The organism is Stutzerimonas stutzeri (assembly GCF_019090095.1).
Classification (GTDB): Bacteria; Pseudomonadota; Gammaproteobacteria; order Pseudomonadales; family Pseudomonadaceae; genus Stutzerimonas; species Stutzerimonas stutzeri_AN.
Map to the genome: position 1 here is coordinate 2,156,636 of NZ_JAGQFP010000002.1, position 15,389 is coordinate 2,172,024.

Genomic DNA, 15,389 nt, shown 5'->3' on the forward strand with positions numbered 1-15,389 from the left:
CTGCGCCTGAAATATAGGAATTGCGTCATGGATCATCTCTATCCCTGGAGCCGAGCATGAGTTCAACTGCCGTCTTCACCAAAGCCTCGCCGCTGGACGCGTTGCAGAACTGGTTGCCCAAGCTGGTCTTGGCGCCGAGCATGCTGATCGTTCTGGTTGGCTTCTACGGCTACATCTTTTGGACCTTCCTGCTTTCGTTCACCAGCTCGCGCTTCATGCCGAGCTACAAGTGGGTGGGATTGCTGCAGTACGAGCGTCTCTGGAACAACGACCGCTGGTGGGTCGCCAGCAAGAACCTGCTGGTCTTCGGCGGGTTGTTCATCGTCGTCAGTCTCGCCATCGGCGTGCTGCTGGCGGTGTTGCTGGATCAGCGCATTCGTCGTGAAGGCTTCATCCGAACCGTCTATCTCTATCCGATGGCGCTGTCGATGATCGTCACCGGCACGGCTTGGAAATGGCTGCTCAACCCGGGCCTCGGGATAGACAAGATGCTTCGCGACTGGGGCTGGGAGGGCTTCCGTTTCGACTGGCTGGTCGACCCTGATCGAGTGGTCTATTGCCTGGTCATCGCGGCGGTGTGGCAGGCCTCGGGCTTCGTCATGGCGCTATTCCTGGCCGGTCTGCGGGGTGTCGATCAATCCATCGTGCGTGCGGCGCAGATCGACGGGGCGAGCCTGCCGAGCATCTATCTGAGAATCATCCTGCCGAGCCTGCGGCCGGTGTTCTTCAGCGCCCTGATGATCCTCGCCCATATCGCGATCAAGGCATTCGACCTGGTGGCGGCCATGACCGCGGGTGGCCCGGGGTATGCGTCCGACCTGCCGGCGATGTTCATGTATGCCCATACCTTCACGCGTGGCCAGATGGGCCTCGGCGCGGCCAGCGCCGTGCTCATGCTCGGCGCGGTGATGGCGATCGTCGTGCCCTATCTCTATTCGGAATTGAGGAACAAGCGCCATGACTAGCCTCGTCGCGCACAAGCGCCTGACGTTCAGCCGCGTCGCGATCTACGCGACCCTGCTGACGGCCGTCGCGCTTTATCTGGTGCCCCTGGTGGTCATGCTGCTGACCAGCTTGAAGACGCCCGAAGACATCCGCACCGGCAACCTGCTGTCGTGGCCCGACGTGATTACGGTGATCGGCTGGGTGAAAGCATGGGACGCCGTGGGCGGCTATTTCTGGAACTCGGTGAAAATCACCGTACCGGCCGTGATCATTTCCACCTTGCTCGGTGCGCTCAACGGCTATGTGTTGGCCATGTGGCGCTTCCGTGGTTCGCAGCTGTTCTTCGGGCTGCTGCTGTTCGGGTGCTTCCTGCCGTTCCAGGTGATCCTGCTGCCGGCCTCGTTCACCCTGGGTCAGCTCGGCCTGGCGAATACCACGCCTGGGCTGGTGCTGGTGCATCTGGTGTATGGCCTGGCCTTCACGACCCTGTTCTTTCGCAACTTCTATGTCAGCGTGCCGGATGCACTGATCCGGGCCGCGCGGCTCGATGGGGCGGGGTTCTTCACGATCTTTGGGCGGATCCTGCTGCCGATGTCGATCCCGACCATCATGGTTTGCCTGATCTGGCAGTTCACCCAGATCTGGAACGACTTCCTCTTCGGTGTGGTGTTCGCCAGCGGCGATACCCAGCCGATCACGGTGGCACTGAACAACCTTGTAAACACCAGCACGGGTGTCAAGGAATACAACGTCGATATGGCCGCGGCGATGATCGCCGGGCTGCCAACGCTGGTGGTGTACATCCTCGCCGGCAAGTATTTCCTGCGCGGCCTCACGGCCGGCGCGGTCAAGGGTTAGGAGACGACCATGGCTGCACTTGAACTTTGCAACGTTCGCAAGAGCTATCCCGGAAGCAACCACGACACGCTCAAGGATATCGATCTGCGCATCGAGGACGGTGAGTTCCTCATCCTTGTCGGACCGTCCGGTTGCGGCAAATCCACCCTGATGAACTGCATCGCCGGGCTGGAAGACATCACCGGTGGCGAAATCAGGGTCGATGGTGCGGATATCAGCGGGGCCAGTCCCAAGGATCGCGATATCGCGATGGTGTTTCAGTCCTACGCACTGTATCCAACCATGACCGTGGAGGAAAACATCGCGTTCGGCTTGAAGATGCGCAAGGTCCCAGCGGCGAAGATCCAGGAGGAAGTGACGCGTGTAGCGCAGCTGCTGCAGATCGAGCACCTGCTCCGGCGCAAACCGTCGCAATTGTCCGGCGGCCAGCAGCAGCGTGTGGCGATGGGACGGGCACTGGCGCGGCGGCCAAAGATCTATCTGTTCGACGAGCCGTTGTCGAACCTCGACGCCAAGCTGCGAGTGGAGATGCGCACCGAGATCAAGCTGATGCACCAGCGGCTCAAGACCACCACGGTGTATGTCACGCATGACCAGATCGAGGCGATGACGCTCGGTGACAAGGTCGCGGTGATGAAGGATGGCGTCGTCCAACAGTTCGGCACGCCGAAGGATATCTACAACGACCCGGCCAACCTGTTCGTAGCAAGTTTCATCGGCTCGCCACCGATGAACTTCATACCGCTGCGCCTGAGCAAGCGGGGAAGCGGCTGGTGTGCGCTGCTGGACAGCGGTCAGGATCGCTGTGAGCTACCGCTCAATGTCGCGCCGGGCGAAACCCTGGAGGGGCGCGATGTGATCCTGGGTATCCGACCGGAGCAGATCGGTGTCGGCGCGCCGGGCGAGCTGCCGTCGCTGCAGGCCGAAGTTCAGGTCGTCGAGCCAACCGGTCCGGACACCATGGTGTTCGTCACGCTCAACCAGACCAAGGTCTGTTGCCGTATGGCGCCGGATGCGGTGCCCAATCCCGGTGAAACACTGATGCTGCAATTCGAGCCGGGCAAGGTGTTGCTGTTCGATGCGCAGACGGGGGAGCGCCTGGGCTTGTTGCCTGCGAACGGTTCGTCGGGACGCAACGGAACCGTCACCCGGCTCGCTGCTCAGTAAGCCGTGGCCCGCAGTGGGAAAAATGCTCAGGGGAGGGGTATTTGCGTACCGGCGCCGGCGAGCTCGAGGTGGTATCTCTGAGTCACAGCCAGGCAACCGGTGTCGAGCCCCTTTTACAGGCCTTTTACAGCTGTCATGCCGATTTGCTTTACAAGTTGGTTACAGCAGGTCGGCAAGAGAGCGGAATATCGTTTTTTATCAAGGTGTTAGGTTTATGGTCTGAGGGTCAGGAAAGTGGCATGGCAACTGCCTGAGCTGCTTTGCGGAACGATACTCGCGCTGCCCTTTCACTAGATTCAGGAATTATGCCCCGGGCTTTCCCTGGGGCGACGAGACGAACCGCGGCGGGCAGGACGCTGGCTGTGGATCGTAAGGAGAGCCGGTTCGGCTCGATCCAAGGCAGTAACAACAATAAGAGCTAATTGGAGCGAATATGAATAAAACTACACGCCTGGGTTTGGCGATTTCGATGGCGAGCCTGGCTATGCCGTTTACGGCTCACGCATTGGATTTCAACGGCTACGTGCGCAGCGGGATCGGTGAATCCAGTGCTAGCGCTTCGCAAGCCTGCTTCCAGCTACCGGGAGCCCCGTCCAAGTTCCGCCTCGGTAACGAGTGCGAGCAATACGCCGAGCTTGGCCTGCGGCAGGATCTGCTGACGCTGGACGATGGTTCGGTGGTAAGCCTGGAGGGCATGGCGGCGCTGTACAACCAGTACGATCACACACCCAAGTTCACCGGTGATCACGGTTGGGCGCGGATGGTCCAGGCGTACGCCGAGTGGAGCAAGGTACCGGCGCTCAATGGTGGTTCGCTGTGGGCTGGGCGGCGCTTCTACAAGCGAAATGACATCCATATCTCCGACTTCTACTACTGGAACCAGAGTGCAACCGGTGCCGGTATCGAGGACATGGAGATTGGCGGGCTGAAATACAGCTACGCGTTTTCGCGCAAGGACAACGTCTTCCAGAAAAACTATATCAATCGCCACGATTTCAATGTCGGTGGCTTCGATAGCAATCCTGGCGGGGAGCTGGAATTCGGTGTCAGCTACATCGACGCACCGGATCGCGACAACGCCAACAATGGTTGGGCCGTTACCGCGCAGCACAAGCAGGTTGGCTTCCTGGGCGGCAGCAACACCGTTGCGCTCCAGTATGGCGAGGGGCCGGGGACTGGCCTTGGCTACACCGGCGACGTGACGCTGGACAGCAGCGACAAGAGCTGGCGAGTGGTCGAATACTTCGATTGGCAGGTCACGCCGCGCTTTGGCGGGCAGTTCCAGGCGGTGTATCAGAAGGACAAGCGCCAGGATGGCGGTGATCAGGACTGGGTTTCGGTGGGGGTTCGGCCGTCCTATGCCTTGACCAATCAATTCAAGTTGGTTGCCGAGCTGGGGCATGACCAGATCGATGCGCCGGAAGGAACGCGCAAACTGACGAAGTTCACCGTGGCCCCTACTTGGTCGCCAGCAGGTCCCGAGTTCTGGGCGCGCCCAGAGATCCGTCTGTACTACACCTACGCGCAATGGAACGACGCGGCGCAGGAGGCGGCCAATCTGATGGCAGCTGGCAGTGCGCTATCCGACACGGGGGCCTTCGGTGGCGACCGGCACGGGTCGAACTTCGGCGTTCAGGTCGAGTACTGGTGGGACTGATCGGCGCGATAGAGCCGTCTCATTAGAACCTCCGTCCGAAACGGGCCTCTACTTAGCCAGACGTAGAGGTTCGAGACGGAATCGGAGGTTTTTATTGGGCGATAAAGCGAAGAACCCCTGCATCAGTCTCTGCAAGCTCAAGGACGACATCTGCATCGGCTGCGGTCGCAGCCGGGATGAGATGAAGGCCTGGAAGGGGATGAAGAACAAGGAGCGCAAGGCGGTCAATGCGCTGGCCGCCGAGCGACTGCAGTCCATGGGCAAGGCGAGAAAGAAAAAGAAGTGATCAGCTTTCTTCAGCCGGGTAACGAGTGGCCATCAGGCTTTCCTTGATCTTGCGCAGATGCGGTTGGAAGTCGATGCCGCGCCGTAGCGTTACACCAGCAGCCAGCGCGTCGAGCACGGTGAGCTGGATGATCCGCGAGGTCATCGGCATATAGATATCTGTGTCTTCCGGTAGCGGTATGTCCAGGCTCAGCGTACAGACCTTGGCCAGCGGCGAGTCTGCCGCGGTCAGGCCCAATACGGAGGCTCCGTTGTCGCGTGCCATCATGGCCGCTTCGACCAGCTCACGGGTGCGGCCCGTATAGGAAATGATCACGAACAGATCGCCCGTATGAGCCACCGATGCCAGCATCCGCTGCATGAGTACGTCACTGTGGGCGGTCACCGGCAGGTTGAAGCGAAAGAACTTGTGCTGCGCGTCCAGCGCTACCGAAGCCGAGGCGCCAAGACCAAAGAAGTGGATTTGACGGGCTTGGATCATCAGGTCCACCGCATGGCTGATTACCTGCGGATCGATGGCTTGGCACGCGCTGTCGAGCGAAGCGATGGCGCTACCGAAGATCTTGCGAGTGTAGGCCTCGGGGCCGTCATCCGCCTCGACGGCACGGCTGACGTAGGCCGCGCCACTGGCCAGGCTTTGCGCCAGCTGGATCTTGAGCACCGGATAACCGGCCGCGCCGAATGAGCGGCAGAACCGGTTGACGGTCGGTTCGCTGACCTTCGCTTCCTGCGCCAGGGCGGCAATGCTGTAGCGAGTGGCCTGCTGCGGATCACGCAGGATCACTTCGGCGACCTTTCTTTCCGCTTTGTTCAGCTCATCGAGCCGATTTTTGATCTGTTCCAAGAGATTTTTCATGCGATCCCTGTCTCTTCTTTCAGGAGGCTCACGCCCAGGACGGCTGTGAAAAACGAGTCCAGTGCGCGAAAAAATAGGTCAATGTTGTTTTAATAACAACATTATGGGCTTAAACTGGGCAAACCTATCAGTCGTACAGCCTAATTTGGTTAGTATAAAAAACATGCCTGCTATTACTGTTGACGCGACCACCTTTGCTTTGTTCGGCGCCCTGGGCGATCTGGCGCTGCGCAAATTGTTTCCTGCACTGTACCAGCTGGACCGGGCGGGACTCCTCCATAGCGACACGTGCATCTTGGCCTTGTCGCGGGATAAAGGAGAGCCCTCGTCTCATCTGGAGCGGATCGATCAGGCCTTGCGCCGATACATACCGGCCGCGCAGCTGGACGAGACGGTACTGGCACGGTTCGAGGCAAGGCTGCAGTACCTCACCATGGACTTTCGCAACGCGCAGGACTACCTGGCGTTGGCCGAGCAGGTTTCGTCCGACATCCCATTGATCGCCTATTTTGCCACGCCGGCGTCGGTTTACGGCTCGATCTGCGAGCACCTCGCCGCCGCCGGATTGGCCGAGCAAACCCGGGTGGTGCTCGAGAAGCCCATCGGGCACGACCTCGAGTCTTCGCGGGTGGTTAACGACGCCGTCGCGCAGTATTTCCCTGAGAGCCGGATCTACCGCATCGATCATTACCTGGGCAAGGAGACGGTGCAGAACCTGATCGCGCTGCGCTTCGCCAACAGCCTGTTCGAGACGCAATGGAACCAGCACCACATCTCCCACGTCGAGATCACCGTGGCTGAAACCGTGGGCATCGAAGGGCGCTGGGGGTATTTCGATCAGGCCGGGCAACTGCGCGACATGATCCAGAACCATCTGTTGCAGCTGTTGTGCCTGATTGCGATGGACCCGCCCAGCGACCTCACCGCCGATAGCATTCGCGATGAAAAGGTCAAGGTGCTCAAAGCGCTGGCTCCAATCACTCCGGAGCGCCTCGGCAAGCAGGTGGTCCGCGGCCAATACGTGGGTGGTTCGGTGGGCGGCAAGGCCGTTCCGGGCTATCTCGAGGAAGAGAACTCCAACGCCGAGAGCAGCACCGAGACCTTCGTCGCGCTGCGCGCCGATATTTGCAACTGGCGCTGGTCCGGCGTGCCGTTCTACCTGCGTACCGGCAAGCGCATGGCCGAAAAGGTTTCGCAGATCGTCATCCATTTCAAAGAGCCACCGTTCTACATCTTTGCGCCCGAGCAGCGTTCGCTGATCAGCAACCGGCTGATCATCCGCTTGCAGCCGGACGAGGGCATTTCCTTGCAGGTGATGACCAAGGAGCAGGGCCTCGATAAAGGCATGCACCTTCGCAGTGGCCCGCTGCAGCTGAATTTTTCCGAAACCTACAAGAGCTCGCGGATTCCTGATGCCTACGAGCGCCTCCTGCTCGAGGTGATGCAGGGCAATCAAAATCTGTTCGTGCGCAAGGATGAAATCGAATACGCCTGGAAGTGGTGCGATCAGTTGATCGATGGCTGGTCGCGCCTGGGTGACGCACCTAAACCCTACCCAGCAGGTTCGTGGGGGCCGGTGGCCTCCATCGCCCTGATCACCCGTGACGGGAGGTCCTGGTATGGCGATCTCTGAAATCGGGCTGCCATCGGAGCTGGCCACGCGCAGTCTCGCTGATCCCGATCAGCTGGCTCGCACGTTGGCTGATCGGGTTGCCGAAGCGCTCGGTCACGCCGTCGACAGCAAGGGTCGCGCAAGTCTGGTGGTGTCCGGTGGTCGCAGCCCGATCGCCTTTTTCGAGGCGCTATCGACGCGTGAACTCGACTGGTCGAGGGTGCAGGTCAGTCTTGCTGACGAACGCTGGGTCGCGGTGGAGGATGCGGACAGCAACGAGGGGCTGGTGCGCCGCCATCTGTTGCAGAACGCCGCGGGCCAGGCCGAGCTGCTTGGACTCTACCAGCCAGCCGATACGCTTGAGCGCGCCGCCGAACGCGCAAGCCAACGGTTGGAAAGCCTCAGCCGCCCAATCGATGTGCTGGTATTGGGCATGGGCAACGATGGCCATACCGCTTCGCTGTTCCCGAACAGCCCGTTGTTGGCGCGCGGCCTCGACAGCAACGAGCCTGCGGCCTGCCTGCCGATGCTGGCGCCGTCCTCGCCGACGCAACGCATCAGTATGACCTATCCATTGCTGGCCTCTGCCAGGGTGCAATGCCTCGCCATCCAAGGTCAGGCCAAGCTGGACACCCTGCGTCAAGCCATGCAGCTCGAAGCCTTGCAGATGCCTATCCGTGCATTCCTGCATTCCCCACTAGAGATCTATTGGTGCCCGTGAGGCCCGAGGAATCAGCCATGAACATGGACCAGAAAAACGCTCTGATCGAAAAGATCTGTACCGAAGCTCGTATCCTTCCCGTCATCACCATCGGCAGCGAGGAGCAGATTCTGCCCTTGGCCGATGCGCTTGCCGCAGGCGGGCTGACGGCGCTCGAGATCACCTTGCGCTCGGCGCACGGCCTCACCGCAATCCGCCGCTTGCGTCAGGAGCGCCCTGAGCTTCTGATCGGCGCCGGTACGGTGCTCGACAAACGCATGATGGACGAAGTCGAGGCGGCGGGCGCGCAGTTCATCGTCTCGCCGGGTTGCACCGATGAGCTGCTACAAGCCGGGGTCAACAGCGCTGTGCCGTTGTTGGCGGGTATCAGCAACGCGTCCGACATCATGCGTGGCTACGCGCTCGGCTATCGCCGATTCAAGCTGTTCCCTGCCGAGGTGTGCGGCGGCGTAGCCGCGATCAAGGCGCTCGGAGGCCCCTTCGCTGATGTGCGTTTCTGCCCGACTGGCGGCGTCAACGCGAGCAATGCTCCGCAGTATCTGGCGCTTCCCAATGTCATGTGCGTGGGCGGTACGTGGATGATCGACGGTGCGGCGCTCAAGAACGGCGACTGGAACAGCATTCAGCAAGCCACGGCCGAGGCGCTCGCGGCGCTGGACAAGCGCTGAGTTTGTCTCGCTGAAGAACAGCCGCCGCGCGCGACGCGGTTCGGACTGCTAACGTCATAGGGCCCGCCCTCGATTCAGCGTAACTTGCGAATTGAGGGCGGGCCCTAGTGCGTAGAGTAACCGCTGCGCGTATAGTGCGCGACCTTTCAATCGGAACTGCCACACCGGGAGGTGCCTAGATGACCGAGCACGAAGAAACAACCCCCCATATCGCTCACGGCGAGAAACTGCAGAAGGTCCTGGCCCGTCTTGGCCTGGCCTCGCGTCGTGACGTGGAAAATTGGATCGCGGCCGGACGGGTCAAGGTCAATGGCGCCGTAGCCACCCTCGGTCAACGCGTCGACTCGCATGATGCGATTGCCGTCGACGGGCGGCTGCTCAAGCGTGAAGAAGCCACCGAAGTGGTCCGTCGCGTTCTGATCTACAACAAACCAGATGGCGAGATTTGCACCCGGGACGATCCCGAGGGTCGTCCGACCGTGTTCGACCGTTTGCCGCGTCCTAAAGAAGGGCGCTGGATCAATATTGGTCGTCTCGATATCAACACCACTGGTCTGCTGCTGTTCACCACCGATGGTGAGCTGGCCAACCGCCTGATGCATCCCTCTTACGAGATGGACCGCGAATACGCGGTTCGGGTAAGGGGAGAGGTTGACGACGAGATGATCGAGCGCCTGAAGACAGGTGTCATGCTCGAAGACGGGCCGGCGCGGTTTACCGACATTCAGCAAGCGCCTGGTGGCGAGGGCTTCAACCATTGGTACCACTGCGTGGTGATGGAAGGTCGCAACCGTGAGGTGCGTCGGCTGTGGGAATCGCAGGGGCTCGTGGTCAGCCGTCTGAAGCGTGTCCGATTCGGTCCCGTGTTCATGACCTCCGATTTGCCGATGGGCCGCTGGCGCGAGATGTCCCAGAGCGAGGTCGACATTCTCAGTGAGGAGGTTGGCCTCAAGCCGGTGGCGCTGCCTGGCATGAAGTCGAAAACCAAGGAAAAGCTCGATCGCATGCAGCGCAAGGTTGCCAAACCTGTCGGGCGCGGCGAGCGTCGTCCGAGGGTACTGCGCGCTGCGCATGAGGCGGATGTAGCACATGATGGCGACAAGGGGCGCCGTTCCCGCGAGAACCCGCCGTCACGCAAGCCGCGGGATGCTGATGAGCAACGCGGCAAGCCGGGGCGCGGTACGCCTGTTGCCGAGCGACCGAGCGCGGTTGGTCGTAATCGCGGCAAACCTTCTCCGGCCAAGCGTGGAGGGCCGGCTGGTGCGGAGGGGCAGCGTCCTGGATTCAGCCGGGGTGACCGATCCAAGCGGCCGTAAGGGCTGGTTGTAGGTCGATATGAAAAGGCGAGGCCGTGAGGACTCGCCTTTTTTATGTCGATCAGTGCTGTGCGGCTCACACTGGCGCGGCGCACACCCGGTTTCGACCGTCATGCTTGGCTTGGTAAAGCGCCTGATCCGCCCGTTGCAGGAGTTCATCCGGCGTTTCGCCTGGCTTGTAAGTGGCGTAGCCGAGGCTGGCCGACAGGTGAACGGTCCGCTCGCCAACCAGGAAGCACAGATTCTGGATGGCCGCTCTGATGCGTTCAGCGACAACGGCTGCCGCCTCGTGCCCGGTATTGGATAGCACCAGCGCGAACTCCTCACCGCCGAACCGGAACACCATGTCGATATTGCGCAGCTGTTCTTTGAGCAGCAGGGCAGTCGCTTTCAGCGCAGCGTCGCCCGCCTGGTGTCCATAAGTGTCGTTGAGGCGTTTGAAGTGATCCATGTCCAGCATGACCACTGACAGGAGCTGGCCGTGACGCCAGGCAAGTTCTGTCTCGCGAGTCAGGCTCTGCTCCAGCGCAACACGATTGCCTGCTCCGGTGAGCGAGTCCTTCAGCGATGCTTGAACAGCTCGTCGGTACAGCAAAGCGTTGCGTAACGGAAACAGCAAGCAAGCCAGCAGCTCTTCGACTTGCACAAGCGCTAGCTCGGACAGTCGTGCATGGCTGAATAGGTGGAGCTCGCCGAGGCGCTCCGCTTGCTGAGCCAGCGTGAAGTGTACCTCGTAGCCCTCGGCTTCCCCGATTTGCACATCCAGGTCGGTCCCGGAATGCCGATACGATAGCGCGTGCAGTGGAAGCAGGTCGCAGGCGTCCTCGAGAAAGAACAACAGCAGTCGGTCGATTTCCAGGCTGGTCTGAAGACGTGACGACAAGCTGCGCACCCGTTCGAAAAGATCGAGCGGTCGTGTCGGTGCGGCGCCACCTGTACCGATGTCCAAGCGCCGCGCGCGAGCGGCTCCGATATAGACGGTGGCACTGTTCTGTTTATCTGGCAGCATAGGTGAGACCTCAATACGCAATGTGCGCTATCGAAGCCTTACTAGCTATTTCTGTGCCAAGTAGTTTTCTCGTTATTTTTCCGTGTGTTAGAAGGGATCCGGGCTTTCGCCATGGGCCATTCGTCAGCGAAACGGCGGTTTGATATCAATTTGATATGCCGGGCGGGTGAAAGCGCCAGGAAACAGGCGCTTCAACCGCGCGACGCTCACTGAGCGTTGAAGGCCTGGCCGTTGACTCCGGCACTGTCTGGGCCCATCAGATACAAGTAGACCGGCATGATCTCTGCGGGTAGCGGATTGACGGCAGGGTTTTCTCCGGGATATGCCTTTGCGCGCATGTCTGTGCGGGTCGCGCCGGGGTTGACACTGTTACTACGTACTGGGTTGGTCCCGTCCAGCTCATCGGCCAGTACTTGCATCAAACCCTCGATCGCGAACTTCGATACCGCGTAACCGCCCCAATAGGCGCGGCCCTTCCTGCCGACGCTGCTCGAGGTGAAGACGACCGAGGCGTCGTCGGATAGTTTGAGCAGGGGAAGCAGTGTGCTGGTCAGCATGAAGGTGGCGTTGACGTTCACCTGCATCACGCGCATGAAGTTGTCGCCTGACAGCTGCTCTATCGGCGTGCGCGGACCGACGATGCCTGCGTTGTGCAAAAGGCCGTCCAGCTTGCCGAATGCACCTTCGACGGTGGCTGCCAGTTCGTCGTATTGGTGGGGCAGTGCCGTCTCGAGATTGAGCGGAATGACCACGGGTTGCGGACCGCCAGCGGCTTCGATGTCGTCGTATACGCGGTTGAGATTCTCCTCGTTCTTGCCCAGCAGCAGCACGGTCGCGCCGTGTGCGGCGTAAGCCTTGGCCGCGGCTTCCCCAATTCCGCGGCCTGCGCCAGTGACCATGATGATCCGACCTTTTAGGAGGTCGGGGCGGGCTGAGTACTCGAACATCGGATGCCTCGTATGCAAAGCGTGGGTCACTGCCCACCGTGATTGTCAGCGCAATGCTGAGAAAATGGTTATCAGCGGGTCCAGGCCGCGCGATTGAGCAGGCTGCGCAGCTCGAGGGGGTGATCGACGACAACGTCTGCACCCCATGTATCTGGATCGTCTTCGGGATGGATATAGCCATAGCGCACCGCGGCTGTGCGGCTGCCTGCGGCGCGCCCCGACTCGATATCGCGTAGATCGTCCCCGACGAAGAGAACGGTCGCGGGATCCAGATCCAGCTGGCTGCACGCCAGCAACATCGGCTCCGGATCGGGTTTGCTCTTGCTCACATGATCGGGGCACACCAGCACGGCGGAGCGCGATGCCAGGCCCAGCTGCTGCATGATCGGCTCGGCATAGCGGACTGGCTTGTTGGTGACTACCCCCCAGATCAGGTTGGCCTTTTCAATCTCGTCCAGCAGCTCTGACATCCCATCGTACAGCCGACTTTCTACCGCGCAGTGGGCTTGATAGCGCTCCAGGAATTCAAGCCGAAGCGATTCGAATTCGTCGGATAGCGGGTCGACGTCGAACGCGCTGAGTACCATGGCCCGGGCTCCGCCAGAAACGACGTCGCGAATCTGCTGGTCCGCCACGCGATCGAGGCCTCGTGCGACGCGCATGGCTTGAGCGACTGCAATGAAGTCCGGAGCGGTATCGAGCAAGGTACCGTCCATGTCGAAAAACACGGCGCGCAGACGCATTAGGCCTCCCGAAGCGTTTGAATCATGTAGTTGACATCTACGTCCGGCGACAGCTTGTAGTGCTTGGTCAGCGGGTTATACGTCAGCCCGATAACATCATTGACAGCAAGCCCGGCTTGACGGCTCCAGGCACCCAGCTCCGAAGGCCGGATGAACTTGCGGTAATCATGGGTGCCCCTGGGTAGTAGCTTCAACACATACTCCGCACCGACGATGGCGAGCGCATAAGCTTTCGGATTACGGTTGATCGTCGAAAAGAACACCTGACCGCCAGGCTTCACCAAGGCGTGGCATGCGCGTATTACCGAGGCCGGATCGGGCACGTGTTCAAGCATCTCCAGACATGTCACCACGTCGAACTGCCCCGGCGACTCCTCGGCCAATGCCTCGGCGGTGATCTGCCGATAATCGATTTCCAGGCCTGACTCCAATAAGTGCAGCCGGGCAACGGCGAGAGGGGCTTCGCCCATGTCGATGCCGCTTACGGTGGCGCCGCGCTGGGCCATGGCCTCACTGAGAATGCCGCCTCCGCACCCTACGTCCAGTACCTTCTTGCCAGCCAGCGATACGTGTTCGTCGATCCAGTTGACTCGGAGCGGGTTGATTTCATGCAGCGGTTTGAATTCGCTTTCGCGGTCCCACCAGCGGTGGGCGAGCGCTTCGAATTTGGCGATTTCAGCGTGGTCGACGTTGCTCATGATCTGTTCCGTTTGAAAGCTTGAAGGAGAAGCTTGAGCCGCAAATTGTTCATGTTGCCAGCTTCCGTCAGGCAAAGCGCTTTCGGAGAGGCGCTTTGCATAGGTCAGTTTGCCGCGGCGCACCCGAATCATCGGCGTGGGGCCTCAGTGCTTGGAGCCGATCTTCTCTCCCCACTCTCGGGCGACGGCAACGATCCGCTCTTCATCCATACGAACCAGCTGCCCGTCATCCAGTAGTTGCTTGCCACCTACCCAGACATGGCGGACACGATCACGACTGCTGGAATAGATAAGTTGTGAAACGGGATCGTAAACAGGTTGCTGCGCGAGGCGCGACAGGTCGAATGCCACCAGGTCTGCGAACTTGCCGATCTCCAGGGATCCTGTCTGGTCGTCGATTCCGAGCGCACGGGCACCATTGAGGGTGGCCATGCGCAACGCCCTGTGAGCATCGAGTGCCGAGGCTGATCTGGCGACAGCCTTCGCCAGCAAGGCTGCGGTTCGGGTTTCGCCTAATAGATCCAGATCGTTGTTACTAGCGGCGCCGTCAGTACCTATCGCGACGTTCACGCCGGCTTCCCACAAGCGCTCGACCGGACAAAAACCGCTGGCCAATTTGAGATTGGACTCAGGGCAATGAATCACGCTGCAGTTGTGCTCGACCAATAAGGCAATGTCGTCGTCGTTCACTTGAGTCATATGCACCGCCTGGAAGCGTGGGCCTAGCAGCTGCAAGCGGGCCAGTCGCGCCAGAGGTCGTTCACCATGTTTGCTCTGCGCCTCATCCACTTCGTGCTCGGTTTCATGCACGTGCATATGAATGGCGATATCCATTTCCGCGACGAGCGTGCGAATGCTTTCCAGCTTGTCATCCGCCACGGAGTAGGGCGCATGAGGGCCGAAGGCAATAGTCACGCGCGGGTGGTGTTTGAGGTCGTCGAATAGCGCGACGCCTTTGCGGAGCGCTTCGTCGGCATCCCGAGCTCCGGGGATAGGGAAGTCCAATACCGGAATCGCTATCTGAGCGCGCACGCCATGCTTGTGAACCAGCTCGCTCATGACATCAGGATAAAAGTACATGTCAGAAAAGCAGGTAATCCCGCTTTGTATCTGCTCTGCGATCGCCAGCTCACTCCCGGCTCGAACAAAGGCTTCGTCGACCCAGCGGCCCTCGGCAGGCCAGATATGGTCGCGCAGCCAAGTCATCAAAGGCAGGTCGTCCGCCAAGCCGCGAAATAAAGTCATGGCCGCGTGCCCATGGGCGTTGACCAGTCCAGGGGTCAACAGCATTCCGCTTAGGTCACGCGTTTCGAGAGCGGCGTGTTGGATAGCATCTTCACGCGGCGCTATGAGCACAATGCGGCCATCGCGGATCCCGAGCCCATGGTTTTTCAGGACGACGCCAGCCGGCTCGACTGGAACGAGCCAGGTAGGGAGTAGTAGCAGGTCGAGTGGATCGGCGTTAGTGGGCATGTAGGTCTTCGCAGGCAAAGGGGCTTCAGTGTAAAGCCTGTCGCTTGTCCTTAGAAGGAAGCGCTAGGGAGATCGAGCGTATGTCTTGGTTGGCCAGCGTCGCCACGCCGCTTATGCATTAATTGGCTTTTTGCCCGAAACGCCAAAACAGCCATTGACGTGAGTTTCTGAGCCCCTATAATGCGCACCTTCTCCGACGCAGGCCTTTAGCAAAATCTCTTGTAAATCAAGAAGTTAGCGAAAATAAAGGCTTGCACGGATGGCGAATTCGAGTAGAATGCGCCGGGCTGACAGGGTGGTGGTTGATTCCTGTTGGTGGCTTCGGTCGGGTTGATCGGAAGCGGTTGAAAAGGTGGTTGACAGCGGTTTTGAACGCTGTATGATTCGCCTCCCGCTGACGAGAGACGGATAGTTGATCGGAAGCGCAAGCGGTT

At 60.2% G+C, this 15,389-nt stretch carries 16 protein-coding genes; 9 read left to right on the forward strand and 7 right to left on the reverse strand.

All coding sequences use genetic code 11. The features are described 5' to 3' along the window. The first annotated feature begins 56 nt into the window (after positions 1–56). The 5 genes from KVO92_RS19745 to KVO92_RS19765 all read left to right on the forward strand — a co-directional run bounded on the left by KVO92_RS19745 (position 57) and on the right by KVO92_RS19765 (position 4,913). Complete coding sequence (locus KVO92_RS19745; protein ID WP_217477199.1) at positions 57–965, forward strand: carbohydrate ABC transporter permease; 909 nt, start codon at positions 57–59, stop codon at positions 963–965. Further along, positions 958–1,803 (forward strand): carbohydrate ABC transporter permease, encoded by an 846-nt coding sequence (locus KVO92_RS19750; RefSeq protein ID WP_217477200.1) that lies wholly within the window; start codon positions 958–960, stop codon positions 1,801–1,803. Before KVO92_RS19745 ends, KVO92_RS19750 begins: the two co-directional genes overlap by 8 nt. Before the next feature lie 9 nt (positions 1,804–1,812). After that, entirely contained in the window at positions 1,813–2,970 is a 1,158-nt protein-coding gene (locus KVO92_RS19755) for an ABC transporter ATP-binding protein (RefSeq protein WP_217477201.1), read from the forward strand. A gap of 433 nt (positions 2,971–3,403) precedes the next feature. Further along, complete coding sequence (locus KVO92_RS19760) at positions 3,404–4,627, forward strand: maltoporin (protein WP_217477202.1); 1,224 nt, start codon at positions 3,404–3,406, stop codon at positions 4,625–4,627. A 94-nt stretch (positions 4,628–4,721) separates the two neighbouring features. Next, positions 4,722–4,913 carry a DUF1289 domain-containing protein gene (locus KVO92_RS19765; protein WP_217477203.1) on the forward strand — a complete coding sequence of 64 codons (192 nt, stop codon included), beginning with the start codon at positions 4,722–4,724 and terminating at the stop codon, positions 4,911–4,913. Here the strand turns inward: KVO92_RS19765 and KVO92_RS19770 are convergent, their stop codons facing one another. Then, positions 4,914–5,768: a MurR/RpiR family transcriptional regulator gene (locus tag KVO92_RS19770; protein WP_217477204.1), complete on the reverse strand. Its 855-nt coding sequence runs from the start codon at positions 5,766–5,768 to the stop codon at positions 4,914–4,916. Positions 5,769–5,931: 163 nt separating this feature from the next. Between KVO92_RS19770 and zwf the strand changes: the two genes are divergently transcribed. From zwf to rluB, 4 genes are all read left to right on the forward strand, one after another. Then, entirely contained in the window at positions 5,932–7,401 is a 1,470-nt protein-coding gene (gene zwf / locus KVO92_RS19775; protein ID WP_217477205.1) for a glucose-6-phosphate dehydrogenase, read from the forward strand. Next, complete coding sequence (pgl, locus tag KVO92_RS19780; RefSeq protein WP_217477206.1) at positions 7,388–8,101, forward strand: 6-phosphogluconolactonase; 714 nt, start codon at positions 7,388–7,390, stop codon at positions 8,099–8,101. Before zwf ends, pgl begins: the two co-directional genes overlap by 14 nt. Before the next feature lie 17 nt (positions 8,102–8,118). Further along, positions 8,119–8,769, forward strand: coding sequence for a bifunctional 4-hydroxy-2-oxoglutarate aldolase/2-dehydro-3-deoxy-phosphogluconate aldolase (locus tag KVO92_RS19785; RefSeq protein ID WP_217477207.1), 651 nt, complete (start codon positions 8,119–8,121; stop codon positions 8,767–8,769). Between the two features lie 179 nt (positions 8,770–8,948). After that, positions 8,949–10,085 (forward strand): 23S rRNA pseudouridine(2605) synthase RluB, encoded by a 1,137-nt coding sequence (gene rluB / locus KVO92_RS19790; RefSeq protein WP_217477208.1) that lies wholly within the window; start codon positions 8,949–8,951, stop codon positions 10,083–10,085. A 76-nt stretch (positions 10,086–10,161) separates the two neighbouring features. On the opposite strand, the gene KVO92_RS19795 is transcribed toward rluB, so the two are convergent. From KVO92_RS19795 to KVO92_RS19820, 6 genes are all read right to left on the reverse strand, one after another. Then, positions 10,162–11,094: a GGDEF domain-containing protein gene (locus tag KVO92_RS19795; protein WP_217477209.1), complete on the reverse strand. Its 933-nt coding sequence runs from the start codon at positions 11,092–11,094 to the stop codon at positions 10,162–10,164. A gap of 206 nt (positions 11,095–11,300) precedes the next feature. Beyond that, a complete protein-coding gene (locus KVO92_RS19800) occupies positions 11,301–12,041 on the reverse strand; it encodes a YciK family oxidoreductase (RefSeq protein ID WP_217477210.1) in 741 nt (246 codons plus the stop codon). A gap of 71 nt (positions 12,042–12,112) precedes the next feature. Further along, a complete protein-coding gene (gene mupP / locus KVO92_RS19805; protein WP_217477211.1) occupies positions 12,113–12,784 on the reverse strand; it encodes an N-acetylmuramic acid 6-phosphate phosphatase MupP in 672 nt (223 codons plus the stop codon). After that, the gene (gene ubiG / locus KVO92_RS19810) at positions 12,784–13,482 is read right to left on the reverse strand and encodes a bifunctional 2-polyprenyl-6-hydroxyphenol methylase/3-demethylubiquinol 3-O-methyltransferase UbiG (protein ID WP_217477315.1); all 699 of its coding nucleotides are present in this window, start codon (positions 13,480–13,482) and stop codon (positions 12,784–12,786) included. Before ubiG ends, mupP begins: the two co-directional genes overlap by 1 nt. 144 nt (positions 13,483–13,626) lie before the next feature. Continuing rightward, the gene (locus tag KVO92_RS19815; protein ID WP_217477212.1) at positions 13,627–14,955 is read right to left on the reverse strand and encodes a TRZ/ATZ family hydrolase; all 1,329 of its coding nucleotides are present in this window, start codon (positions 14,953–14,955) and stop codon (positions 13,627–13,629) included. Between the two features lie 234 nt (positions 14,956–15,189). Beyond that, the coding region (locus KVO92_RS19820) for a hypothetical protein (protein WP_217477213.1) at positions 15,190–15,389 on the reverse strand (200 nt) is incomplete at its 5' end.